21 protein-coding genes are annotated in these 23,575 nt (G+C 59.2%); 5 read left to right on the top strand and 16 right to left on the bottom strand.

Annotated elements, in window-relative coordinates:
• Nucleotides 1-192: 192 nt before the first annotated feature.
• Complete coding sequence (locus AB5Y97_RS16845; RefSeq protein WP_005334766.1) at nucleotides 193-693, bottom strand: SRPBCC domain-containing protein; 501 nt, start codon at nucleotides 691-693, stop codon at nucleotides 193-195.
• 160 nt (nucleotides 694-853) lie between these two features.
• On the opposite strand from AB5Y97_RS16845, the gene AB5Y97_RS16840 reads away from it, so the two are divergent.
• On the top strand, nucleotides 854-1,273 hold the full coding sequence (locus AB5Y97_RS16840; protein ID WP_040065353.1) for a GNAT family N-acetyltransferase: 420 nt from the start codon (nucleotides 854-856) through the stop codon (nucleotides 1,271-1,273).
• On the opposite strand, the gene AB5Y97_RS16835 is transcribed toward AB5Y97_RS16840, so the two are convergent.
• From AB5Y97_RS16835 to AB5Y97_RS16815, 5 genes are all read right to left on the bottom strand, one after another.
• On the bottom strand, nucleotides 1,263-1,781 hold the full coding sequence (locus AB5Y97_RS16835) for a hypothetical protein (protein ID WP_005353702.1): 519 nt from the start codon (nucleotides 1,779-1,781) through the stop codon (nucleotides 1,263-1,265). The genes AB5Y97_RS16840 and AB5Y97_RS16835 overlap by 11 nt on opposite strands.
• A 10-nt stretch (nucleotides 1,782-1,791) precedes the next feature.
• Nucleotides 1,792-2,583, bottom strand: coding sequence for a transcriptional regulator (locus AB5Y97_RS16830; RefSeq protein ID WP_368158524.1), 792 nt, complete (start codon nucleotides 2,581-2,583; stop codon nucleotides 1,792-1,794).
• Nucleotides 2,584-2,860: 277 nt separating this feature from the next.
• Complete coding sequence (locus AB5Y97_RS16825; protein WP_201994895.1) at nucleotides 2,861-4,387, bottom strand: methyl-accepting chemotaxis protein; 1,527 nt, start codon at nucleotides 4,385-4,387, stop codon at nucleotides 2,861-2,863.
• A gap of 64 nt (nucleotides 4,388-4,451) precedes the next feature.
• Nucleotides 4,452-5,183: an ABC transporter substrate-binding protein gene (locus AB5Y97_RS16820; RefSeq protein WP_201994894.1), complete on the bottom strand. Its 732-nt coding sequence runs from the start codon at nucleotides 5,181-5,183 to the stop codon at nucleotides 4,452-4,454.
• Between the two features lie 551 nt (nucleotides 5,184-5,734).
• Nucleotides 5,735-6,973, bottom strand: coding sequence for a uracil-xanthine permease family protein (locus AB5Y97_RS16815; protein WP_005334784.1), 1,239 nt, complete (start codon nucleotides 6,971-6,973; stop codon nucleotides 5,735-5,737).
• Nucleotides 6,974-7,278: 305 nt separating this feature from the next.
• On the opposite strand from AB5Y97_RS16815, the gene AB5Y97_RS16810 reads away from it, so the two are divergent.
• Nucleotides 7,279-8,646, top strand: a complete 1,368-nt coding sequence (locus AB5Y97_RS16810) for a hypothetical protein (RefSeq protein WP_368158521.1) — start codon at nucleotides 7,279-7,281, stop codon at nucleotides 8,644-8,646.
• Complete coding sequence (locus AB5Y97_RS16805; protein WP_040065365.1) at nucleotides 8,643-8,984, top strand: RT0821/Lpp0805 family surface protein; 342 nt, start codon at nucleotides 8,643-8,645, stop codon at nucleotides 8,982-8,984. Before AB5Y97_RS16810 ends, AB5Y97_RS16805 begins: the two co-directional genes overlap by 4 nt.
• Nucleotides 8,985-9,071: 87 nt before the next feature.
• Here the strand turns inward: AB5Y97_RS16805 and AB5Y97_RS16800 are convergent, their stop codons facing one another.
• Nucleotides 9,072-10,787 (bottom strand): NAD-dependent malic enzyme, encoded by a 1,716-nt coding sequence (locus AB5Y97_RS16800; RefSeq protein WP_201946186.1) that lies wholly within the window; start codon nucleotides 10,785-10,787, stop codon nucleotides 9,072-9,074.
• 274 nt (nucleotides 10,788-11,061) lie between these two features.
• Between AB5Y97_RS16800 and AB5Y97_RS16795 the strand changes: the two genes are divergently transcribed.
• Nucleotides 11,062-11,826 (top strand): ABC transporter substrate-binding protein, encoded by a 765-nt coding sequence (locus AB5Y97_RS16795; RefSeq protein WP_201946188.1) that lies wholly within the window; start codon nucleotides 11,062-11,064, stop codon nucleotides 11,824-11,826.
• 87 nt (nucleotides 11,827-11,913) lie between these two features.
• On the opposite strand, the gene AB5Y97_RS16790 is transcribed toward AB5Y97_RS16795, so the two are convergent.
• From AB5Y97_RS16790 to AB5Y97_RS16750, 9 genes are all read right to left on the bottom strand, one after another.
• On the bottom strand, nucleotides 11,914-12,324 hold the full coding sequence (locus tag AB5Y97_RS16790) for a DNA breaking-rejoining protein (RefSeq protein ID WP_234920528.1): 411 nt from the start codon (nucleotides 12,322-12,324) through the stop codon (nucleotides 11,914-11,916).
• Between the two features lie 158 nt (nucleotides 12,325-12,482).
• Nucleotides 12,483-13,454: a formate dehydrogenase subunit gamma gene (locus AB5Y97_RS16785; RefSeq protein WP_005353740.1), complete on the bottom strand. Its 972-nt coding sequence runs from the start codon at nucleotides 13,452-13,454 to the stop codon at nucleotides 12,483-12,485.
• Nucleotides 13,451-14,110 (bottom strand): formate dehydrogenase FDH3 subunit beta, encoded by a 660-nt coding sequence (fdh3B, locus tag AB5Y97_RS16780; protein ID WP_005353752.1) that lies wholly within the window; start codon nucleotides 14,108-14,110, stop codon nucleotides 13,451-13,453. Before fdh3B ends, AB5Y97_RS16785 begins: the two co-directional genes overlap by 4 nt.
• A gap of 4 nt (nucleotides 14,111-14,114) precedes the next feature.
• Nucleotides 14,115-16,991: a formate dehydrogenase subunit alpha gene (locus AB5Y97_RS16775; RefSeq protein WP_139460444.1), complete on the bottom strand. Its 2,877-nt coding sequence runs from the start codon at nucleotides 16,989-16,991 to the stop codon at nucleotides 14,115-14,117.
• 23 nt (nucleotides 16,992-17,014) lie between these two features.
• Nucleotides 17,015-17,218: a transcriptional initiation protein Tat gene (locus tag AB5Y97_RS16770; protein WP_021229865.1), complete on the bottom strand. Its 204-nt coding sequence runs from the start codon at nucleotides 17,216-17,218 to the stop codon at nucleotides 17,015-17,017.
• Between the two features lie 117 nt (nucleotides 17,219-17,335).
• Nucleotides 17,336-17,953: a molecular chaperone gene (locus tag AB5Y97_RS16765; protein WP_368158517.1), complete on the bottom strand. Its 618-nt coding sequence runs from the start codon at nucleotides 17,951-17,953 to the stop codon at nucleotides 17,336-17,338.
• Nucleotides 17,954-17,963: 10 nt separating this feature from the next.
• On the bottom strand, nucleotides 17,964-19,679 hold the full coding sequence (locus AB5Y97_RS16760; protein WP_234920532.1) for a 4Fe-4S binding protein: 1,716 nt from the start codon (nucleotides 19,677-19,679) through the stop codon (nucleotides 17,964-17,966).
• 132 nt (nucleotides 19,680-19,811) lie between these two features.
• Nucleotides 19,812-20,405: a DUF3306 domain-containing protein gene (locus tag AB5Y97_RS16755; protein ID WP_201946191.1), complete on the bottom strand. Its 594-nt coding sequence runs from the start codon at nucleotides 20,403-20,405 to the stop codon at nucleotides 19,812-19,814.
• Nucleotides 20,398-20,976, bottom strand: a complete 579-nt coding sequence (locus AB5Y97_RS16750) for a DUF3305 domain-containing protein (protein WP_201946193.1) — start codon at nucleotides 20,974-20,976, stop codon at nucleotides 20,398-20,400. The genes AB5Y97_RS16755 and AB5Y97_RS16750 overlap by 8 nt, the downstream gene beginning before the upstream one ends.
• A 1,728-nt stretch (nucleotides 20,977-22,704) precedes the next feature.
• Here AB5Y97_RS16750 and AB5Y97_RS16745 point away from each other — a divergent pair.
• The gene (locus AB5Y97_RS16745) at nucleotides 22,705-23,562 is read left to right on the top strand and encodes a formate dehydrogenase accessory sulfurtransferase FdhD (RefSeq protein WP_201946195.1); all 858 of its coding nucleotides are present in this window, start codon (nucleotides 22,705-22,707) and stop codon (nucleotides 23,560-23,562) included.
• The last annotated feature ends 13 nt before the right edge of the window (nucleotides 23,563-23,575 follow it).

The following is a 23,575-nucleotide window of genomic DNA, read 5'->3' as shown; positions in this document are numbered from 1 at the left end:
CGAGGCGGGATCATCCATGGTTCAGCCTCGATTCAGTGTGAATGGCATAAAGTAGCCGCACGTAACCAAGAGTGTTGTGCTTCACAAGGAGTGGAAAGCGACTCTCATCCGCTGGATACGTTTGTCACCTGACAAGCCTGAACTGTTTCAACCGGCCTTTTGGCCGGTTTTTTTTATGTCTGATATCCGGGATTACTGGGCCAACGCCTTCAGCTGCGCCTTGTCGGGGGGATTGTTCCAGTCGATGGGTCCGTGGGTAAAACGATACTGCAACCGTGGCAGGCTGGTCTCCAGCCACTCTTCCCGAAAATAGGCATAACCCTGATCCCAATCCGGATCATTGGCCCAACCGCTCTGCAGGAAGTAGAGGCGAGTGCCCTGCCCTTCCGGCACAAAGCGCAGGCAAACCTGGGTCTTTTGCTGGCGGATATGGGGCAGGCTGGGTGGGAAATTCCAGCTGAAACTGAGCAAGTCATAGGGCATGACGGCCATGACCCGGCACCCTTCGCTGCCACGTTCACCCAGCGGGGCATCAGGCCTGAAGTAGATCTCGAAAGGACCATTCGGTTCGGCCACCATCAAACATTCGGGAGCCAGAAAACTGCGCAGACCGCTTTCGGTAGTCCAGGCGTGCCAGACATCGTCTATGTGCGCCGGAACAAAAATGTTGCCTTCAATCAGTTTATTGTCCATAAATCAGCGATCCTCAAGCCATCCATACAAGGGACTCCGGCAGTATAGCCCCATGGCAAATACAATGGACAGTGCTTAATCACACCCTTGTCATTTGCATCAATTAACCTGCCTCTGTGCAACTGCCTCAATGAACATTAGCTTGATCCGGGAGGGCATCATGATCCGGCTCATGGAAGAACACGACATTCCCCAACTGGCCCGGCTGTTTTTAAAGAGCCGCCGCCACACCTTTCACTGGGTCGATCCCGCCCGTTTCCAACTCGAGGATTTCGAGGAACAGACCAAAGGTGAACAGGTGTGGGTAGCCGAACAGGGGGGCAATATCTGCGGCTTTATCGCCATCTGGCAGCCCGATCACTTCGTCCATCACCTCTATGTGTCAAGCGACTGGCACGGTCAGGGGATAGGGCGCGCCCTGCTGGAGCGGGGCCTCGCTGATTCGCCGCACGGCTCGCTCAAGGTTGCGACCCGCAACACGGCGGCAGTAGCCTTCTACCATCGGCTGGGCTGGCAAAACAGTGATGAGACAGGCCACTGCGAGGTCACCGGCCCCTGGTGCAAATTGCTTAGAAACTAGCGGGGCGCCCGGCACCTGCGCTTTGTGGTTGAACAGGCACCAGCGGTGCCGGGGGGAAGAACCAGCGGTAGAGATCGAACCAGCCATCTCGCTGAGCAATCACGACCTCGTGCACCGGATCGCGCTGGAAGATCGCCACCTTGTTTTCAGTCAGCGGCACCCAGGCATAGTTGACCAGCGCATATTGCGACTGGATCAGGTTGTACTCATTGAGATAGGAGTCATCGTTACCCGATTCGTGCAATTGGGTACGACTGTCGATGAGGTAAACAAGCTGGTTGAAGAAGGTCAGTTGAAAACCGGTCACTCGCCACTTCTCCCTGGTCGCCTCCTCCTCTTCGATCACGGTGATTTTGCCCCAGCGGCACACCCCGTGATAGTTGACTCCATTGGCCGACATTTTCAGGTCGTAATGACAGCCCAGACTGTTGATAAACATCCCGACCACAAACAGCAGCACGACAAGCAGTGGCAACAGCAGCAAGGTATTTTTCAGCGTTCGTTTCATCAGAGATCCCTTACAGCGTTTTTTCGAGCTCTTTATAGGAGAGCACGCGAACCTGGTGGCCGGAGACCAGCACCAGCGATGCCGGCTTGACTGGTCGCACGTCGCTCCGTGCCTCCATCTGGCAAACAACGCCGGTCGGCGAATCGGTGCAGTGAACATGGAGCCACTCGAAATGGAGATAGCTGGCGACAAACGCCACCAGCACAACCAGTAGCAGATTGACGTATATCAGGCCCCTTGCCAGCATTGGTCGCCCGATACCGCTCAGAAAGGCAAGTTTGGCGCGCTCACCAAAAGAACGGGGAGCAGCAGGCTCTTTGATGACCTCGGGGTCAGAACTTGGTGGTGTCGACTGTGGCTGCGCAGCCGCTGCAGGCGTGGTCTCGCTCATCGGCTCGGGCAAGGGCTCACTCTCTGTTGGCAGTGCCTTGCCGTAATAGCTCTTCATCTTGCAGTTAAGATGCAGGGAGTACCCTTTTTTCGGGGTACTTCTGATATCCAGCGTCTGGGGGGATGAGGCGAAGTGGCGGCGAATATTGGCGATGGCCACGTTCAGGGAGTTGGGGCTGATGGGGCGACCCAACCAGCCGATATCAAGCAACAGATCCTTGTCGCACACCTCGTCATGGTGATCGAGCAGATAGCTGAAAATGAGGCTCTCTGCGGATGACAAGCGCACCACCCGGGCGCTTTGCAAGTTGTCCTTGTCGGCACAGAAGATCAGCTCTCGCCTTTTGACATCAAAGACATAATCACCGAAGTGATAGGCTGATATGTTATTGCCTGGCGCAACCCCCGTCATACCAACCACCTGTTATTTGCATTCATCATGAAGAAGATGGGATTCCACACCTGATAAAGCCAGATGGCGGCTCAGGACTTGCTGTAATTAAACGAAATTCTAAAGGGTCGGGATCAGCGACACAATAGATGCAGACAGGCATGAGCGGGGAAAATGAAAATATGCGTCCAGCGCTGTCGGACAAGGCCCCTTGCCCCTCACAACATCTCGCAGCGCCTCACAATAAAGGGAACCTTACCTGCCCCGCAGGATGATCCAACGGGGCGAAGTGAACTGACTAGACCCGAAACTGCTTGAGCAGGGTGTCGAGCTGGGCCGACAGCTGCCGCAGATCGCTGCTGGCTTCGGCAACCTGTACCACTCTGGCCGCACTCTCGCTGTTGAGCGTCGCAATCCGGTTGACGCTGTGGCTGACCGCCTCCGCCACCGAGTGTTGTTCTTCCGATGCTTGGGCGATATACATGTTCATCTCGCGGATCAGGCTGACCTGATTTTTAATCTTCTCCACCGATATCTGCACATCTGCCGCCTCGATGCCGGCGCGGGATGCCTTCTCCTGACTCTGTTGCATGCCGGCACCGACATTCTGGGTCGCTTGCTGCAACCGCTTGATACTGGCACTGATCTCCTCCGTCGACTGGCGGGTACGGCCCGACAAGGTGCGCACCTCATCCGCCACCACCGCAAAACCGCGCCCCTGATCACCCGCCCGCGCCGCCTCGATGGCCGCGTTGAGGGCAAGCAAATTGGTCTGCTCGGCAATGCCGTTGATCACCTCGATGATGGTGCCAATGCTGCTGCTTTCGGTCGAAAGGGTGCGCATCAGGGTGGCGACTCGCTCCACCTCCCCCACCAGTTGATGGATGGCCTCATTGGCATGGCCCGCCAGATTGTAACCCTGCTCCACATAGAGGTTGGCCTCATCGGTAGCGCCAGAGGTTTTCACCGCATTGCCAGCCACTTCCTGCACTGCCTGACTCATTTCGGTAATGGCGGTGGCGACCTGATCCAGCTCGGATTGCTGGGCGTCACTGCCTACCCGGGTATCTGCCGAGAGGGAGTCACAGAGTTCGGCGGTTTGTAACACACCGGCAGAGAGCTCGTTGATCTCTGCCACCATCTCCTGCAACTTGGCAATAAAGTGGTTGATGTTGGTGGCCAGCGCGCCCATCTCATCCTGGCGGCTGATCTTCAGACGCCGGGTCAGATCCCCCTCTCCTTTGGCCAGATCGAACACCGCCTGATTCATCTGGTGAAGTGGTCTCAGCACATTGCGATGAATCAGCACCATCAACAGGGCGATGATGCAGAGATCGAGCACCAGGATCTGCCAGACGGTGGTGATCAACTGCTGGCGCAGTTGGGCCTGAATGGCGGCATCACTGGTTTGCACCAGCAATCGGGCCACGGTGTTTTTCTGGCCGCTGTCGTCATAGACCAGATCATATCCCCCGTAGGCAGACACATCGGCAGGCATGGCTGTCACGGGGGCAATGTCCCCCGCCGAGTCACGGGCAAACCCGGCTACCAGCTTGTCCTTGTTGACCACCAGCAAAGCACTCAGGATATCGGCCGCCAGCTCGGACTTGAGCGATGCCTCGATGAAGGCCGATTCATAATTCCACAGCGGGCCGGGCAGGGAGAGCTGCAGTCGGCCGATGGCCTGCTCGACCAGCGCACTCTGTTTGCTGTAGCTCTCCGCCCTGACGGCGTTGTAGTTGTAACCGCCAAACAACACCAGTAGCAGACTCACCGACAGGGAGGTCAACACGGCAATCCTGAACGTCAGACTTTTCCAATCCATGGTTTCCTCCCGGTTTTACGGCAGCCGGCGCAATGCCATTGAGCGGCACTTGCTATTGGTACTGTTACTGGTACTTGGCATTGATCTTGTCGATGGTGCCATCCGCCTTCATGGCAGCGAGGATCTCGTTGAGCTTGGTGATGAGCTCATCGGGCGTATCCTTGTTAAACGCCAAGCTCATCTGGGTTTCCTTGAACACGAAGACCGGCTTGGGTGAGGCCACCTTCTCCTTGCTGGCCAGATAGGGCGCCAGATACTGGCCGGTAGCCCAGAGATCGATGCGGCCCGCCTCCAGTTTCTTCACGTTGGCGGTATCGTTGGCAGCTAGCTGCAACTTGGCAAATCCCTGGGCCTTGAGATATTCGGCGGCTGCATCGCCGTTATAGCCACCCACCGAATACTGCTTGGCATCTTCCAGCGACTTGACCGAAATATTGGCGGTCGAGCTGGAGAAGAACACCCAGTTGTTATTGACCAGCGGCCCTACCCACTTGAACAGTGCTTCACGCTCCGGAGTGCGGGTCGTGGAGTAGAGGGCGGTATTGGGGGTGCCGAGGGTATCTTCGTACGCCCGTTTCCAAGGCATCAGGGTCAGCTTGTATTCGACCCCAGCACGCTTGAACAGCTCTTCGACCACCTCGGTCGACAGCCCGACAATCTTGCCCCCCTCTCCCTGCATGTTGAATGGCGGGTAATCCTCGGTCATCACATTCAGTGGCGCAGCCTGAACAGCGCTTATAGCCATCATGGAAGAGACTGAAAAAATTGCACTTTTCCACAGCAGTTGATAGTTCATTGCAACCTCGCTTTGCTTGCCATTCATCCCTGAACATCCGCCGTTATCGATGGCGGTGCACGTCTGACCCACTGGGGTCATGCCGGCTTTCACGGCTCGCCGCCCACCCATGTGCAGCAGCAAACAGATCCGGATTTTGCCTGTGCGCAACGAAACGCAACCGGCGAGGGAGGCTCACAACAAATCGAGGTGGAAACATGCCAGGGCAGCATAAGGGGTGTGCGGAGTGGGGCGGATAAGCCTCTGCCATACAACAGCGCCGTGCCAAAGAAGAAGCGCATCGTTTTATGACAGGGGTCTGGGAGAGAAATGATATAAAACGCCAACATCCATTTTCCCATACTGCTCGAGAAGACCTCAGAGCCAAACCTGTCCTTTAGCTAAGGTCACGAAAAGAGATACGTCAAATGAGAATGCTAACCCCCTCATCTGCTTCCAGATTAGATTCCAGATGAGCTCCGCCGAGCCGAAAAGTTGCGCTAGATACCCGAAAAACAGAAGGCCACCGCAAGGTGGCCTTCTCCAAATCAACAATGAACGTCTGGTGAAACTCAGTCCTTGGCCGCGTCCATCACACCTTCTTCGGAGTGCGCAGGCAGGATCAGGTTGAGCAGGATGGCGGCAACAGAGGCCAGACCAACGCCGGCCAGCGCGAAGTCGCCAATCTTCATCTCCAGCGCACCGACACCGACAGTCAGAGTCACGGCGACGATGGCGATATTGCGTGACAGTCCCAGATCCACCTTGGATTCCACCAGCGTCTTGAGACCGATGGCAGCGATGGATCCGAACAGCAGCAGCATGATACCGCCCATCACCGGCATCGGGATGGAGGTGAGCAGCGCATTGAACTTGCCGAAGAAGGCCAGAATGATGGCAAACACCGCAGCCCAGGTCATGGTGACCGGATTGAAGTTGCGAGTGATCATCACGGCACCGGTCACTTCGGCATAGGTGGTCACGGGTGGGCCACCGATGAAACCGGCAAAGCAGACGCCGATACCGTCACCAGCCAGCGTACGGTGCAAACCCGGATCCTTGGTGTAATCCTTGCCAGTCACGCCACCAATCGCCAACACGCCACCGATATGCTCGATACAGGGGGCGATGGCTACCGGCAACATGAACAACGCAGCAGCCCAGTTGATCTCCGGGGTTTCGAAGTGGGGCAGCGCCAGCCAGGGGGCGTTCACCATGCCATCGAAACTCACCTGGCCCATGAACACCGCCGAGACATAACCGGCAATCACGCCGCACAGGATGGGGATCAGCTTGATCCACCCCTTGCAGAACACAGCTGCAATCAGGGTGACCGCCAGCGAGATACCGGCCAGCGTCAACGCAGTCCCCGCAGGTACTACCTGCTCACTACCGGCACGGCCCATCGCCATGTTGCAGGCAACCTGCGCCACAGAAAGACCGATGACCATGATCACCGGGCCAATCACCACCGGGGGCAGCAATTTGTGCACAAACCCCATCCCTTTTGCCCGGATCAGCGCAGCCAGAATGAAATACATGAAACCGGCGGCAAACAGGCCAAACATGGTGGATGGCAATCCCCAGGTCTGGGTGGCGTAGATGATGGGGGCGATGAAGGCAAAGCTGGAACCGAGGAAAATCGGGACCTGACGGCGGGTGCAGAGCTGGAACAACAGGGTGCCCACACCGGCGCCAAGCAGGGCCATGGAGGGGTTCAGTCCGGTGAGCAGGGGCACCAGAACCATGGCGCCGAAGGCGACAAACAGGATTTGCAGCCCGGCGACACTTTGCTTGACTAAGGAAAACATGGATGTCCTTAATTTTTTGATAACTGATGGGGATATTTATCACTTTTCAGTTATCACAAGACTTTTTCAAGGCGCGAAATGAACACAAATGCGTCATTTGTTACCTTTTACTGCTTGGGAAGGGCATGAAACTGGCTTTTTAGGCAGGATTCGTTGCTACAAGCATCGAGTATGCGATTTTACGCATTATTGTGACGAACGCCAATCGTTTTTCCATCATGTTTATTGTGTTCATGGTCAAAAATGCCGCCACCAGGGGGCGCTCTATAATGGATCCTGTGAATCAAGATGGACAAGGAGTCCCCATGTCACAGCCCCCATTCAAGGCCAGCCAGCGCAGATTGCTGATCGGCTCGGCCATCGCACTCGCCCTGTTTGCAAACCCGTTCAGTTATGATTTCGCCCACAATGAGTGGCAAATGAATCAGGCCTATGCCAAGTCCTGCTTTATCGCCGGCACTCGCATCACGATGGCCGATGGTTCCACCCGCCCCATAGAGACGCTCCGGGTCGGTGAACGAGTGCTGGATCAGCACGGCGGCAGTAACCGGATCCTGGCGGTCGAACGGGTCATACTGGGCAAGCGCAGACTCTACGGGATCAACCATTTGCTCCCATTCTTTACCGCTGAGCACCCTCTGCTGACCACGCGGGGCTGGGCGGCCATCTCACCAGCCATGACCCGAACCGAAAACCCGCAACTGGCGGTGCTGCCGCTATTTACCGGCATGCAGATAATGTGTCGCCCGGCACCTGCCATGGTGACGGGCAATCTGGCCCTGCAACCCCAGCCGGAATTACTGCTGGTTGAGTCACTCTGCTGGATCGAGGCGCCTCCCACTACCGCACTCTTCAATCTGCTGCTCGATGGCAGCCACAGCTACATCGCCAATGAGCTGATCGTTCACAACAAAGATGGCGATGGTGGCAGTGGGGGCAGCAGCAGTGGTGGAGGCAGCAACAGCGGCGGAGGCAGCAACAGCGGCGGTGGCAGCGACAGCGGCGGTGGCAGCGACAGCGGCGGTGGCAGCGACAGCGGCGGTGGCAGCGACAGCGGCGGTGGCAGCGACAGCGATGGGGGCAGCGATGACAGTGGCGGCCAGGGCGAGCATGCCGGCGGAGAGCAGCATGGTGGAGGTGAACGGCATGCTGGTGGAGAAAAACATGCAGGGGGAGAACGCCATGGGGGTGGCCGCGGGTTTGGCAATGGCGTTGATGACAACGGTGTGGATGCGGTCGATGCCAACGGCAACAAGCTCAGAGGTGATGGAACCATCGATGACAACGGCGTGGATGCCGTCGATGCCAATGGCAACAAGCTCAGAGGTGACGGCACGGTCGATGACAACGGTGTGGATGCCGTCGATGCCAATGGCAACAAGCTCAGGGGTGATGGCACCATCGATGACAACGGCGTGGATGCCGTCGATGCCAACGACAATAAGCTCAAGGGTGATGGTACAGTCGATGACAACGGCGTGGATGCCGTCGATGCCAACGGCAACAAGCTCAGGGGTGATGGAACCATCGATGACAACGGCGTGGATGCTGTAGATGCCAACGGCAACAAACTAAGAGGTGATGGCACGGTCGATGATCGCCAGCAAGTGCTTACCGATGAGCAGGAGCGTGCTCTGCTTGACAACGGTTTTCGCCAACAGGGGCAACCATGATGCGTTATCTACTAACACTCCTCCTGCTCGGCCTCGCTGGCTGCGCCACGGTCGACACTCCGCCGCTTTACCATCAAATGGATAAGGCAGATGTTCAACTGGCCAATCAGGCCCTTGCCAAGGCGCTGGAAACCCGCACCAAAGGGCAGAGCCTCACCTGGTTCAATCCGGCTAACCGTCACTCGGGTAGCGTCACCCCGCTACGCACCTTCCGCCATACCAGCGGGGAGTGGTGTCGCGACTATCGCGAGCAACTCTATATCGGCAAGGCGAGCCAGCAGTGGCAGGATACCGCCTGTCGCAATCAGCAAGGGCGCTGGCGACCATTGCGAACTTAGTGAATGCCACGGGGTAAACGAAAGGGGGTAGCAGCGCTACCCCCTTGTCATCTTTACCGACCCGTTATCCGGGTGGTGAATACGCGGTTATACCCGACGATAGGGCAGGTAAACCGGCTCCCACATGTGGTTGAGGATATGCTGCTGCAGATCCTGACCGATCAGCGGGTGGGAGGGATCCCGGCGCACGATATCCTTGAGCACTGCGGTCGCCACATGCACCGAGATGCTGCGCAGCTCGCGAATGCGGGGATACACGGCCCCTTTCGCCAGATCCACCTCACTCACGCACTCGGCCAGCGCAAAGGCGGCAGTAGTGAAGACATCGGGTGTGATCTCGCGGAGCTGGCTGACGATGGCCGCCAGACCTACACCGGGGAAGATAAAGACGTTGTTGCCCTGCCCGACCCGAAAATCCTGCCCTTCGTAGCTCACATCCTTGAACGGACTACCGGTTGCAACGATGGCTTTGCCCTTGCTCCAGCGGTAGATATCTTCCGGCAGCGCTTCACAGTTGGCGGTGGGGTTGGAGAGCGGGAATACCATGGGGCGCTCGCAATGCTGCAGCATCAGCTGGATGTGCTCTTCCTGGAAGGCCCCGCCCGAGCCGCTGGTACCCAGCAACACGGTAATGGGCACATGACGCAGTACATCGGCCAGATTGGCCTTGCCGGGCACCTCGGTGTCCCAACCGGCCAGCAGCAGCCCCGGCTTGGCGTAGCGACGCTTGTACTCATCGAGCCCGTCCCGGTTGTCGCACACCAGCCCCTGGGTATCCAGAATGTAGATGCGATCGCGGGCCGCCTGCGGATCCATCCCCTCACGGATCATCCCCGCGCAGATCTGATCCGCGACACCAACCCCGCCGGCGCCTGCGCCATAGACCAGATAGTTCTGCTGGCCCAGGGTCTCCCCCTTGACCTTGACCGCGCCGATGATACCGGCCAGCACCACAGCACCGGTGCCCTGAATGTCATCGTTGAATGACGGCAGTGACTGCTGGTAGCGGGCCAGATTGTTGAAGGCGTTGGATTTGCTGAAGTCTTCCCACTGCAGCACGGCGTTGGGGAAGTGGCGCTTGACCCCCTGCACAAACTTGTCGATGAACTCTTCGTACTCCTTGCCGCGAATGCGCTTGTGGGGGCGGCCCAGATACATGGGGTCATCGAGCAGTTTCTGGTTGTCGGTGCCCACATCCAGCGCGATGGGCATGCAGCAGGCGGGGTGAATACCGGCCCCCAGGGTATAGAGCGCCAGCTTGCCGATGGGGATGCCCATGCCGCCAACACCCTGGTCGCCGATCCCCAGAATGCCCTGGCTGTCGGTGACGACTATGATGCGGATCGATTTGGCATCGAAGTGGCGGGCCTGACTGCCCATGTCATCCACGTTGTCCGGGGTAATGTAGAGGCCGCGCGGCTTCTGGAAGCGGTGGCTGAACTCCTGGCACGCCTTGCCCACGGTCGGGGTATAGATGTAGGGAGTCATCTCCTCCACATGGCGTGACAACAGGGCATAAAACAGGGTTTCGTTGCGATCCTGCAGGGCACGCAGGTTCTGGTACTTCTCGATATCGCTGCAAGCGCTCTTGAACCCCTCATACACTCGCTCGAGCTGGGCTTCAAAAGTTTGCACCTGAGGCGGCAGCAAACCATCGAGATCAAAATCGGCCCGCTCCTGTTCGGTGAAGGCCGTGCCCTTGTTGAGGTATCGATTGTTAAGCAGATCAGTGCCGGTCAGTGCAACGGGGCGAAAATCCTGTCCCTGTGCATCTTTCCACAGCAGATATTGTCCGGTAGCCATAGTCATTCTCTTTGATTTACGTGAAATTGCCGTTCGGCAGGAGAGCAAGACTCATAATGAAATCAATCATATGACGTTTACTCGATCGGTTTTGTGAGCTTGGGCATACCCTGCGGCCAAAATAGGCGCCCGGCGACCCCGGCGAGACAAATATCCACGGCAAGGAATGAGACTCATGTTAGCATTGCGGGCAACCCAGCCCCTTTCACCGCATCACAGCCGGGAGTGACCTGATGCCCTCGCCTCTGCCAGCCTGCGCCCCCTTCTTCTTGCCATGCGCCTGATCCCGCTGCTTGCTCTGTGGTTGTTTCTGGCCTGCCAGTCGGCTCTCGCCGCACCGGGCCGGGTGCTCAACATCATCGTGGGTGAATGGCCCCCTTTCGTCTCCGAGCAGTCAAAACAGCACGGTCCAGTGGCCCACCTCATCAGCGATCTGTTCAAGGAGGCGGGCTATCAGGTGAAGTTCCACTTCGCACCCTGGGGTCGGGTCTATTCGCTGGCGGCCAACAGCCAGCTCTACGATGCCACCGCCGTCTGGATGCACAAACCGGAGCGGGAGCTGGATTTTCTGTTCAGCGAAGCGGTGCTGCAGGAGCAGTTTGTCTTCTTCTCCCTCAAATCACGGCAGCTGCAAGCCGAGCGCCTTGAGCAGATCATCGGTATGCGGTTGGGGGGCGATATCGCCTATAGCTACGGGCCCGAGCTGGACAAGATGGTGGCCGATGGCAAGGTAACCCAACAGAAAGTCACCGACGTGAAGCAGAATTTCGGCAAGCTGCTGCGCGGGCGGATCGACCTCTATCCGCAAGAGCTGCGAGTCGGTTTGGCCGAGTTGCAGAGCCAGCTCGACCCCGCCAGCGCGGCACTCATCACCCACAGTCAGACCCCTTTTCTGCGCAACGACAGCTTCGTGATGTTCCCGCGCAAAATGCCCGATTCAGCCAAACTGCGGGATCAGTTCAATCAGCAGTTGCAGCAGGCCATCGCCAGCGGGCGCTATCAGGGCTACTTCGAGCGGCTGGCCCGGGGGGACTATTAACCTTGGCGAGGCAAAAACAGAGGGGATAAAACAACGGTGGCGGCCCTTTGTGGCCGCCACCTCTGTGATGCTTGTCAGCTGCTGGCATTAGCCGCTGATGCCCACCTCCAGCTTGAACGGCGTCTTGGCCTTGCTGCTCTCGGCCGCCCCCATCTGGTAGACCCGAATGGTATAAGTGCCCTTGGCGGGCAGGGTCGCCTCAAAGTTGTTCCCTTCGGTAGAACCGATAAACATCGCCTCCCCCTTGCTGCCCGGCGGCAGAATATTGAAGTAGGGCTTGCCGGTCAGGATCACCACCATGCTCTGGCCCTTGTTGGCCGTCAGCTTGTAATCGAGGGTCTGGCTACCCTGAATGGTGCCGTTGATAGTCGCCCCTGACTCCCCCTTCTTGAACTGCACTTGCTGGGTCTTGATCCCGTCAGCCGCCTGCGCCACGCCCGCAATACCACCGAAGAGCGCAGATGCACATACCGCTGCCAGCCATGTTTTTCTCATCATTTGTCATCCTTGTGTGAATGGAACCCCTGTTACTGTTGCTCAAGGTGGCCCAAAAAACCATCACCGTTTGCAGCATCGCTCAATCAATTTGCCATCACGATAGACCCGCCATCAAAAGGGGCGCCGCAGCGCCCCTTCTCTTTACTCTTTGTCGACCATCAGCTTGATTTGCCCGCCTTGGGCTCATCGAGGGTGTGTTTCACCTCCTCATACCAGAGGTCGTGGTGCTCCTTGGCCCAGGTCTCGTCCACCTCGCCGGTCACCATCCCCTCCAGCGCCCCTTCCAACTGGAACAGGCCCATGTAGATATGGAAGATGAAGCCGCAGATAAGGATCAAGGCGCCTACGATATGGATAAAGCTGGCCCACTCCATCTGGCGGCGCAGCTGGCCGAAGATGGGGAAGTCGAGGAACAACCCGGTCGCCACCACAATGCCGCCAAACCAGATCAGCAGCCAGAAGATCGCCTTCTCGCCGCCGTTGGAGAAGCCCGCCGAGGGGTGACTTCCCTTGTGCTTGCCGAGCATGCCGCCAAACTTCATGAACCACTGCACATCCACCATGTTGACGATGTTGTGGCGGAACCACTTGATGAGCACCCCCATCAGGCAGAGGAAGAAGAGCGGCCCCACGTAGTTGTGGAACACCTTGGCAAACCAGATCCAGTTCTCCCACACCCCGAGGCTCACCACCGGCTTGATGAAATACTTGCCGTAGATGATGGCCAGCCCCGACCCGGAGAGGGTCAGGAACATGGCCGCCGTGGTCCAGTGCAGCGCCCGATCGAGCCTGCTCCAGCGCTTGAGCTTGCGCCCGGTGCGCGGTTTGGAGAGCTTGGTCTGCCCCACCACCAGGTACATCAGGCCACACATGGCGAGCGACCCGAAAATGGCGATGGCACCGAGCGGCGACACCCACTTGGTCTTCACCTCGAACCAGAGCTGGCCCGGCACCGAGATAAGCACTCCGTGCTCCGGCGAGCGGGAGGTGGTCACCCCCTCCTGCCCATCCTTCACCGCCCGCCAGTAGTCGGCGCCGGCAAAGCCGACCGCCTCTTTCTGCGCATCAGCGAAGCCGGGCGCGCTGAACAGCAGCAAGGCCGTCAGCAGCGCTGTCAGCCAGTGTCTCATTGGCCATCCTCCTGCTTGCCAAGCTTGAGCCCCTTGCCTCTGCCATCGTGAGGTTTGCTGGCGTCGCGATAGAGCGCCTGTTCATCAGCCCCCCAAGCAGCATGAGGAGCACCGCGATAGGCAACCCGCTCGCGGAAGATGTCGGAGATCACCTGCGCATCCCCTGCCAGCAGCGCCTTGGTAGAGCAGAGCTCGGCACACATCGGCAGCTTGCCCTCGGCGATGCGGTTGGCACCGTACTTCTGGCGCTCCGCCTCGCTGTGATCCTCTTCCGGGCCACCGGCGCAGAAGGTGCACTTGTCCATCTTGCCCCGATCGCCAAAGGCGGCGGTCTTCGGGAACTGGGGGGCCCCGAACGGGCAGGCAAACAGACAGTAGCCACAACCGATGCAGAGATCCTTGTTGTGCAGCACGATGCCGTCGTCGGTGTGATAGAAGCAGTCGGCCGGGCAGACCGCCATGCAGGGGGCGTCGGTGCAGTGCATGCAGGCGACGGAGATGGAGGTCTCACCCGGCAGGCCGTCGTTGAGGGTCACCACCCGGCGGCGCTGGATGCCCCACTCGAGGGCATCGTCGTTCTCGTTCTTGCACGCCGTCACACAGCCGTTGCACTCGATGCAGCGCTTGGTGTCACACATGAATTTCATTCTGGCCATGGGATCAGGCTCCTACTTTGCGAAAACGGCACAGGGTGACCTTGGTCTCCTGCATCTGGGTGACCGGATCATAACCATAGGTGGTGACTATGTTGACCGACTCCCCCAGCACATAGGGGTCAGACCCTTCCGGATATTTGGATCGCAGATCCTTGCCCTCGAAGTGGCCGCCGAAGTGGAACGGCATAAAGGCGAGCCCCGGCTTGACCCGCGGGGTCACCAGCGCCTTCACCTTGACCCGGCCCCCTTCCGGCCCCTCGACCCACACATCCTGACCATCGCGCACGCCGACATCGTTGGCATCCGCCGGGTTCATCTCGACAAACATCTCCTGCTGCAATTCAGCCAGCCAGGGGTTGGAGCGGGTCTCATCGCCACCCCCCTCGTATTCGACCAGACGGCCCGAGGTGAGGATGATGGGGAACTCCTTGCTGACATCCTTCTCCTGCACCGAGGCGTACTGGGTCGGCAGGCGCCACAGGCTCTTCGAATCAGGCCAGGTGGCGTAGTCAGCCAGCAAGTCGCGGCGCGGGGTGTAGAGCGGCTCGCGGTGCTTGGGCACCTGATCCGGGAAGGTCCACACCACGCAGCGCGCCTTGGCGTTGCCATACGGCACAAAGCCGTGCTTGATGGCGACCCGCTGGATGCCGCCGGAGAGGTCGGTCTTCCAGTTCTTGCCCTCGGCCTCCTTCTTCTCGGCTTCGGTCAGCTCATCCCACCAGCCGAGCTGTTTCATCAGGTCGGCAGTGATCTCGGGATAACCGTCTTCCACCTCGCTCCCTTTCGGCCAGGAGTCTTCGGCGAGCAACGAGACGCCCTGATACTCGATACCGAAACGTGCGCGGAAACCGCCACCCCCTTCCGACACCGGAATACTGGTGTCGTAGAGGATATGGCTGCCGGGGTGCTTCATCTCAGGGGTGCCCCAGCAGGGCCACGGCAGACCATACACTTCGCCGCTGACCGGACCGCCCTCGGCCTTGAGGTTGGTCTTGTGGAAGGTGTGCCAGTTCTGCTGGTGCGCCTTGAGCCGCTCCGGGCTCTGGCCGGTGTAGCCCACGCTCCACATGCCGCGGTTGTATTCGCGAGTGATGTCTTCCAGCAGTGGCTGGTTGTTCTCCACCTTGATGTGCTTGAACAGCTGGTCGGCAAAGCCGAGCTTCTTGCTCAGCAGATACATGATCTCGTGGTCGACCTTGGATTCGAACAGGGGCTCGATCACCTTATCGCGCCACTGCATGGAGCGGTTGGTGGCGGTCACGGAACCATAGGTCTCGAACTGGGTGGTGGCCGGCAGCAGGTAGACGCCGTCGGTGCGATCGTTCATCACCGAGGCGACGGTGGGGTACGGGTCGACAATCACCATCATGTCGAGCTTTTGCATCGCCTTCTTCATTTCCGGGCCGCGGGTCTGGGAGTTGACCGCATGGCCCCAGTAGAACATGGCGCGGATGTTGGAGCCCTGCTCGATGAGATCGGCATTCTCCAGCACACCATCAACCCAGCGGGAGACCGGAATGCCGTTGTTGTTCATCGGCAACTTGCCGTTGTAGGCCTTGTTGTCGAAGCGGGCCTTGATCCACTCGTAATCCACATCCCACACCCGGGCCCAGTGCTTCCAGGAACCCTCTTCCAGCCCGTAGTAGCCGGGCAGGGAGTCGGAGGTGACGCCAAAGTCGGTGGCACCCTGCACGTTGTCGTGACCGCGGAAGATGTTGGTGCCCGCCCCGCTCTTGCCCACGTTGCCGAGGGCCAGTTCGAGGATGCAGTAGGCGCGGGTGTTGTTGTTGCCTGTGGTGTGCTGGGTGCCGCCCATGCACCAGACCACACAGCCGGGGCGGTTGTCAGCCAGCAGCTTGGCGGCGCCATAGACCTGCTGTTCATTGAGGCCGGTCACCCGCTCCACTTCCGCCGGAGTCCAGCGCGCCACCTCTTTTTGCACCTCGTCCATGCCGTAGACGCGGGTGCGGATGAACTCCTTGTCTTCCCAGCCGTTCTTGAAGATGTGCCAGAGCATGCCCCAGATAAAGGCGACGTCGGTGCCTGGGCGCAGGGAGAGGTACATGTCCGCCTTGGCGGCGGTGCGGGTGCGGCGCGGGTCGACCACCAGGATCTTGCAGCCGTTGCGCTCTTTCGCCAGCAGGATGTGCTGCATGGCGACCGGGTGGGCCTCCGCCGGGTTGGAGCCGATAAACATGATCGACTTACTGTTGTGCATGTCGTTCAGGCTGTTGGTCATGGCACCGTAGCCCCAGGTGTTGGCGACGCCAGCGACCGTGGTGGAGTGGCAGATGCGCGCCTGATGATCCACGTTGTTGGTGCCCCACAAGGACGCCATCTTGCGAAACAGGTAGGCCTGCTCGTTGGAGTGCTTGGCGGAGCCGAGCCAGTAGACGCTGTCGGGGCCGGACTCCTTGCGAAGGCGCAGCACTTCGTTGCCCACCTCTTCGATGGCCTGATCCCAGCTGATGCGCTGCCACTTGCCGCCCACCAGCTTCATCGGGTACTTGAGGCGACGCTCACCGTGGCCATGCTCGCGCAGGGCCGCCCCCTTGGCACAATGACCGCCAAGGTTGAAGGGGTGATCGAAAGCTGGCTCCTGACCGGTCCAGACGCCGTTCTGCACCTCGGCATAGACGCCGCAACCCACCGAGCAGTGGGAACAGATGGTACGCTTCACCTCGACCGGTACCCCGGCCGCCACAGTTTTGGCTTCGGCCCGCTGCATCATTGCTGGCGCCAGCCAACCGGCGGCCACGGCGCCACCGGCCACCAGACCGGAGTTGACCATAAAGGCGCGACGGGTCAGCCCCTGACCGCGAATGGCCTCATTGCCCTGCTCGCCCACTTGGGGCTGCTCGGCACGTTTTGTCAGTTTCATGAGTTCTCCTTCACTGATCCGGCTCAGTCGGTGCCGCGCAGGGTGCGATAAAAGTCGTGAACATGGGGGGTCTCCCGATAGCCCTTGTCAGGCTCGGTGTCGTGGGTCAGCACCTCTTTGCCCACCACCCGACCGGTGGCACCGGCCAATACGCCTATGGTGGCGACCACGCCAACTCCCTTGATCAGATTGCGGCGGGACGGGTCTTTCAGCTTTTCATCGCTCATTCTTGTGACCTCTGTTGTTGTTCTTGCTGGCGCCTGCGCGCCAGCTTCGCGTCCAATGGGATATCTCGTCTGCTCGTTTTGTTATGTGCAGCTCTTGTTATGCGCAGATAAGGGCGTTCAGCCCGGCACCACGCAAGCGCCAAACGGCAGGCGCAATTCGTTTTCCAGCTTGAAGAAATCTTCGGCAAGGGCCCCGACCGCCCGGTAGAAGCTGCCCCCCTTCGCCTGCTGCTGATCGCGGCAACAGGCGAGTACCCAGGGGGCAAGGTGGCGCTCATAGAAGCGGTTGCGCTCCGGGTGCTGCTCGCCAATCAGTACCGCCATCACCTCACAGAGGGCGGCGAGATGATCTTCCGGCTCGCACACTCCGCTCTGGCGCTCGAAACCGAGGGACTGCAGATCTGCGCGCAGCACCGCCAGCGGCAGCTCCATCAAAGAGCCGGTGAGATACCAGGAGGCAAACGGCACTATCTCCCCGCGCCCCAGCCCGATAAAGAGATCCTGATACTCCTCGGCAAGCTCGTTTTCGTGGTGGCTGCTGGCCGCCAGCTGCACCAGCCCCAGTCCTCTGGCAAAGGGGACCGGCATAGCCTGCAACCCTTGCAGCCAGGCGAGCTGTTCGCCACGGGGGGCGGCGCGCCAGAGGCTTGCCAGCAGGGCGTAGAGATCGGCGCTGCTCTGTTCCAGTTCGGTCATGGTCAGTTCGCCAGCCTTTTCGTTATGTTGTTCACTCATCACTGGCCCCTCATACCTTGAGCTGGGAGACGGGATCCGCCGCCAGCGCTGCAAACACATCCTTGACCCGGCAATCCTCACACATCAGCAACCGCTGGGCGGCCTCGTTCTGGAAGTGGGAGTGACCGGCCAGTTTTTGCTGGATGCGGCGGATCATCGAGGCGGGCGCGAACGGCTTGGAGCAGCGAATGCAGCAGGCAGCCTCTTCGGCTTTGAGGCTCTGGACGGCGCGGCGTGCATCGGGCACAGGTTGCAGGCGAGGCACCAGTACGATGGCCTGCTCGGGGCACGCCTTTTCGCACATGCCGCACTGGATGCAATCCTGCTCGATAAAGTTGAGGCCGGGGGCATGACCCACCGCATGCAGGGCGCGGCTCGGACAGACCGCCACGCAGCCCATGCAGAGGGTGCAGTCTGCGTCTTTCAGCTCCACGCTGCCGTAAGGGGCGCCATGGGGCACCGCCAGCGGCTCACGGCTCCCTTCGTTGGCCTGCCAGAGGGCATCGAAGGCGGCAAACAGGTTCTCCCGTTTATCCCCTTTGAGCGGCTTCTCCAGCAGGGCAACGGTGGGCTGGCCGGAAACAGGCTCACCAGCATCTGCGTCAAACAGAGCAATGCGATCGGCAGCGAGACCAGCACCCGCCAACAGCACGGCGGCGCTGGCCAGCTCCCGCTCAACCAGCGCACGGACGCTTGCGGGGGCATCGTCACCGAGCGCCATGCGCACCGCGCTGGCGCCATAGGAGAGTGCGGCGAACCAGCTCTCGATGCCTAAACTCGCGCTCTCCTCCACCCAGATCGGCAGCCAGTTGGCTGGCAGTCGGGTGAGTTCCGTTTCCACCCATTCGCGCTCGTTTTCACCGGCGATCAGCAACTGGGGCGCTTCGCCGCCCGCCTCCCGGTAATGCTTGAGCAAGCGCAGCAGGTAGTCGCCGCTGGTGTTGGCATCGGGCTGGTGATAGGCAATCGCCCCGGTCGGGCAGGCAGAGGCGCAGCTACCAAAGCCCTGACAGAGATGGGGATCGATCTGGATACGACCATTGATGGGCTTGAGGGCATCGGTCGGACAGACATCGAGGCAGCGGCTGCAACCGGGCACGCCGCGGGCGGTAAAGGCGCAGGCCTCGGGGTCGAGGCGAAAATAGCGCGGCTTGTCGAAGATACCGGTCAGCGCACCGAGTTCGGCGAGCCGTTCAGCCAAGTCGGTGTCATCAGCCAGATGCAGATAGCCAACCGGAGGACGCTCCAGCGCAAAGAGCGGGGCGCGGCCCAGATCGGCCACCAGATCAAAGCGCGGCTGTTCACTGATAGCAGCCGTTTGCTGGGGGAAGCAAAGCGCCGCCAGGTTAACCCGCTCACCCTGCCCATTGAGGCCGGTAAGCTGGAACTGCCCCAGATACCCTGTCAGGCCCGGTTCGCGCAGGGTCAGGGCCGCGAGGGATGCGGTGGCATCAAAAATGGTTTCGAGATCGGCCGCCTCGGCGTCATGCACCGATTCGGTCACCAGCAGAGTGGGCTTCACCCCGGCGGGCAACAGGCTGGCAGCGCGGCGAATGCGATCCTCCGGGCCGACCAGCAGCAGGCGCCCCTGACTCTGGTAAGAGACAGTGGCCGGGATCAGGTTGTCGGTCTTGACCGTATGCTGCAGGGCATAGGCGCGAGCGCGCGCGTTATGCTCGGCCGCCCCCGCCCCATGGGCAAGATTGGAGGCTAGATTTGGGGTCAGATTTGGCAATGTTTGTTCAGTGCTCACATACGCTCCTGTGCGCGTCACCTCATGGGATGGGCGCTTGTTGGTAAGCCGAGAGAAAGCAAGAGGCGAGCCAACTCCCCCGGGAAAAAAGTGACTGACAGGGAGTCAGGATCCTGAGGGTTCCATTCCCTCACCTTTAGTTGGGACATTTTGTCCACCAGAGGAAACCAAAATGTCCCGATCATCGGTGTGGTTTTGAGAATGGTTATCAGCCAGCTCGTCGGCGGCAGGTGCGCTGGCAAGCACCACCGGTTCAGCGGATCCGCTGGCCGGATTGGCCGATTCGCTCTCCGGGGCGATCACCTGATCCACCAGCCAGTTGCGCAGCCCGGCGGTCAGGGCTGCCGGCAGCAATTCGGGCTGGCTGAAATCCTGGGTGTAGTCGTCGAGCCCGTCTGGCTTATGGGTGCGAAACATGGCCCGCAGCGCCTCCTTGTCGGGGAGCTTGGCCTTGCCCGGATGGGCTGTTTTCAGCAGCGCCTCGCCACTCTCGGTCCCCTCAACGGCAAGGGGTTCACCGCTCCCCTTGTCAGTGCTGACTACGGGGCTATCCAGCGCGGTATCTGAGATTTCACTTTCACCACTGCCTTCTATGGGGGCGGCAACCGCCTCGGGGCTAACCTCTTCCCGTGGCTGCAATACCTGATGCTTGCGCGCCTCACTCTTGCGAGATGACCAGCGTTTGAGGAACTCACTCATGGGCGCTGTTTCCGGCCTTGTTTACGACACAGGTTCCGGCGTCACTGCCGCGCTCGCGGCCATCGGGGCCGGTGGCTTTAACGGCGCCACAGCTGGCTTGATCCTGGCTATCGACTCCCAGCTGATCCTGCGCCCGCCCCTTGCCCTTCTTGCCCTTGCGACGGGCCTCCAGCAGCTCGCCGTGGCGACCGATAAAGGCCTCCACCCAGGCTTGCAGCGCGTCGGGCAGCGGGCAGGAGAGCACCTGCCGCTCGCCATCCATATAGGCGGCGGCCACGGTCTGGCTCAGGGTCAGGCCATCGGCCACAAAGCCACTGTCCACGCGGCTTCCGGTGACAAAGAGGCGGGGCGAGCCGGAGCTCAGATTGAAGCGATAATCCCCCCGCTCATCGCGAAACAGGGTAAGGGGCAGCGCACCGGCAGCCTCGGGCTCGGCGGGGTGGAGCGCCGCTATCTCGAAACGGCGGCTCTGCCAGCGGCCAACCTGGCTGTCGATGGCCTTTAACTCCAGTTGCAGCCAGCGCTGCGGGGGCAAGGTATTGGTGGTGTCTTGCACTGTCACGGCTCCCATCAGAAGGTCTCTGCCGGGCCGCCCTCCCCCGTGATCCACCCAGTTCGAGGCAGATCAGAGCAGGAGATTCATGGCGGCCACGGCCATCAATGGGATAAGACTTAGCAAGAGTGGGGCCAAGGCAGGCTTGGTAGCCGATGGGGGCTTTGCTGCGGGTTAGGCATCATGCGGGAGGTAGGTTGGCGTTAGCGTAGGTTGGTGCAGAGCGCAGCGAAGCCCAACATACGGAGTAAGACCAATGTACAAGATAAATTAAATTTTTCAGTTTGTTAGGTGTAACTGGCTGGGTTATGGAAACTGAAATTTTGAAATGGTATAGGGCTGGGAGGGAACTGTGGCTAGTTCGCCACGGAGAAGATATTTTGAACTATTTGTATCCGGTCACACAGGGCGTGAACTGATAACTACGGGATTCACTAAGGCGGCCTCACTTGCCTGCACGAAACTTTAAGCAGCTTCGCCAAACTGAACAGGTAAGGTGGGCACCCCTTCATGCTTGGGACTAGCTCCAGATCCTCGATAGTTCGATCATTGTTAAATGAACATATAGCCTCAAGTGATGGCACAAAAAAGCCCATCGGAACACTATCGTTCCGAATGAACTCTGCAGCCCTAGCAACGGCCTCTGCAATGAGAGAAGCGTCAAAGGGAGCTCTACAGTCATCACGTTTGATAACTACCAGTTTCACTTAAATGTCACCTTCGTTCCTGTCAGCAAAATCTCTACCCTTAGAAACAACATACTGCTGCTTCAGTATGAAGCTCGTACCGGAGGAATCGGCGGTTCCCCCTAGTAAAACGTGAGTTAGTTGTAAGCGAACTCAAATGCATGTGAACGGTTCATATGAACCTCCTTATTAAGAAAACTATGCAGCTTTCTTGGAGTCAGTAGTAAATCAAATAATCAGCTTGCTCTAGGCGCTAAAACCTCCTCGACCATGAGTTCTGCCAAGGACTCACAGCAACATCTATGACCTTCAGACACCAACAAAATAATTCCATGCTAGACGTATGAGTTCCCGACCAAATTGATAAACCGCACCTTTTAAAAAGGTTCTGGTGAGTCCATCACTCGTCGGAACTGTTTCATGCTTGCCTTTACGGGTCGTGGGTTGTTTGTTTTTTGTGTTTTCTTTTCTGCGTCGCGACATATCAATTTTCCTTGATATGAGGGACGCCTAACTCTGCGTTTGCCGAGGGTAGGAACGGCATCAAGAGATATTGGGTAGTGTGGGTAGAACTTCAAGACCCATTGGAAACATTTCTTATAAAAATGAGGATTGGCACCAAGCCAGCGGAGGGAGTGTACAGGGCTGTAGGTTCGAATAGCGGAGCGTATTCGGACGATCGAGTATCTGACGATTGGTTGATTCGGTCATTCCGACGGCTAAACGATAAATCCGTTAGCCGGTCACTCCATTTTCTGTCGAGACTGGTCAATCATGCCGCACCAATTCGGCGGGGAGATACCGCTTGCTGCGTAATGATGAACTGTGGAATAAGGCCAAGCGGCCGTCCCCTTTTCTTTTCGTAGCCGAAAAACCAAGCATAGCGTCACGACCCGGCGATATGCGCACGAGTGCAAGGCTGCAAATCTCGCGATCGTCCGAATACGCTCCGCTATTCGAACCTACTCAACCGCATGGAGAGAATCTCGCCCAAAGTAATCTGGAACAAAACTTGCTGTATCCCTCCCCTTAGATCCCGGCAACCGGTCGCGAGGGGCCCATGACACCGACCTTTATCAAAAGCAATGCAGCCGCCCAGCTCACCATGGCCGTCGAGGTGATGGATGAACAGGGCACGATGAACACCCGCCAAATCGCCTGTGAGCGGCCACTGACGGTCTACCTCAACTGGAAGGAGATCGTAACCCTGATGACGCTGGGGGCCCGCCCCGAGGCGCTGGTGCTGGGTTATCTGAAAAATCAGGGCTTTATCGAGGATATTTCGGCCATCGAGTCGGTGATCGTCGACTGGGAGAGTGAGGCCGCCGCCGTGGTGAGCAGCCAGCAGGCCGCCGATCTCGACAAATCCTTGGAGAAGAAGACGGTCACCTCCGGCTGCGGTCAGGGCACCATGTATGGCAGCGTGATGAAGAAGCTCGAAGGGGTGGTATTGACGGCGCCCGAGCTTAAACAGAGCACCCTCTACGCCCTGCTCAAGGCGCTGTCGGCCCATAACGAAACCTACAAGATGGCCGGTGCCGTGCATGGCTGCGCCATCTGTCGCGGCAGCGAAATCCTCTCCTTTGTCGAGGATGTGGGGCGCCACAATGCGGTGGATACCCTGGCGGGCGAGCTGTGGATGCGCGGCGAGGCTGGCCATGACAAGATCTTCTACACCACCGGGCGGCTCACCTCGGAGATGGTGATCAAGGTGGCGCAGATGGGCATTCCGGTGCTGCTGTCGCGCTCCGGCGTCACCCAGATGGGGCTGGATCTGGCCCGCCAGCTTGGCATCACCATGATTGCCCGCGCCAAGGGGCGCCATTTCGAGGTCTTTAGCGGCCATAACCATATCGTGCTGGACGAGAAGCCGCCGGTGCTGGCGCCCAGTCCGGCTGGTCGCGGGATGCGGGATTAAACCATGAACGAGT

This window comes from Aeromonas sp. R10-2 (genome assembly GCF_040908445.1).
Classification (GTDB): domain Bacteria; phylum Pseudomonadota; class Gammaproteobacteria; order Enterobacterales; family Aeromonadaceae; genus Aeromonas; species Aeromonas veronii.
The sequence above is the reverse complement of the archived record's forward strand: the minus strand, read 5'-3'. Positions and strand labels throughout refer to the sequence as shown.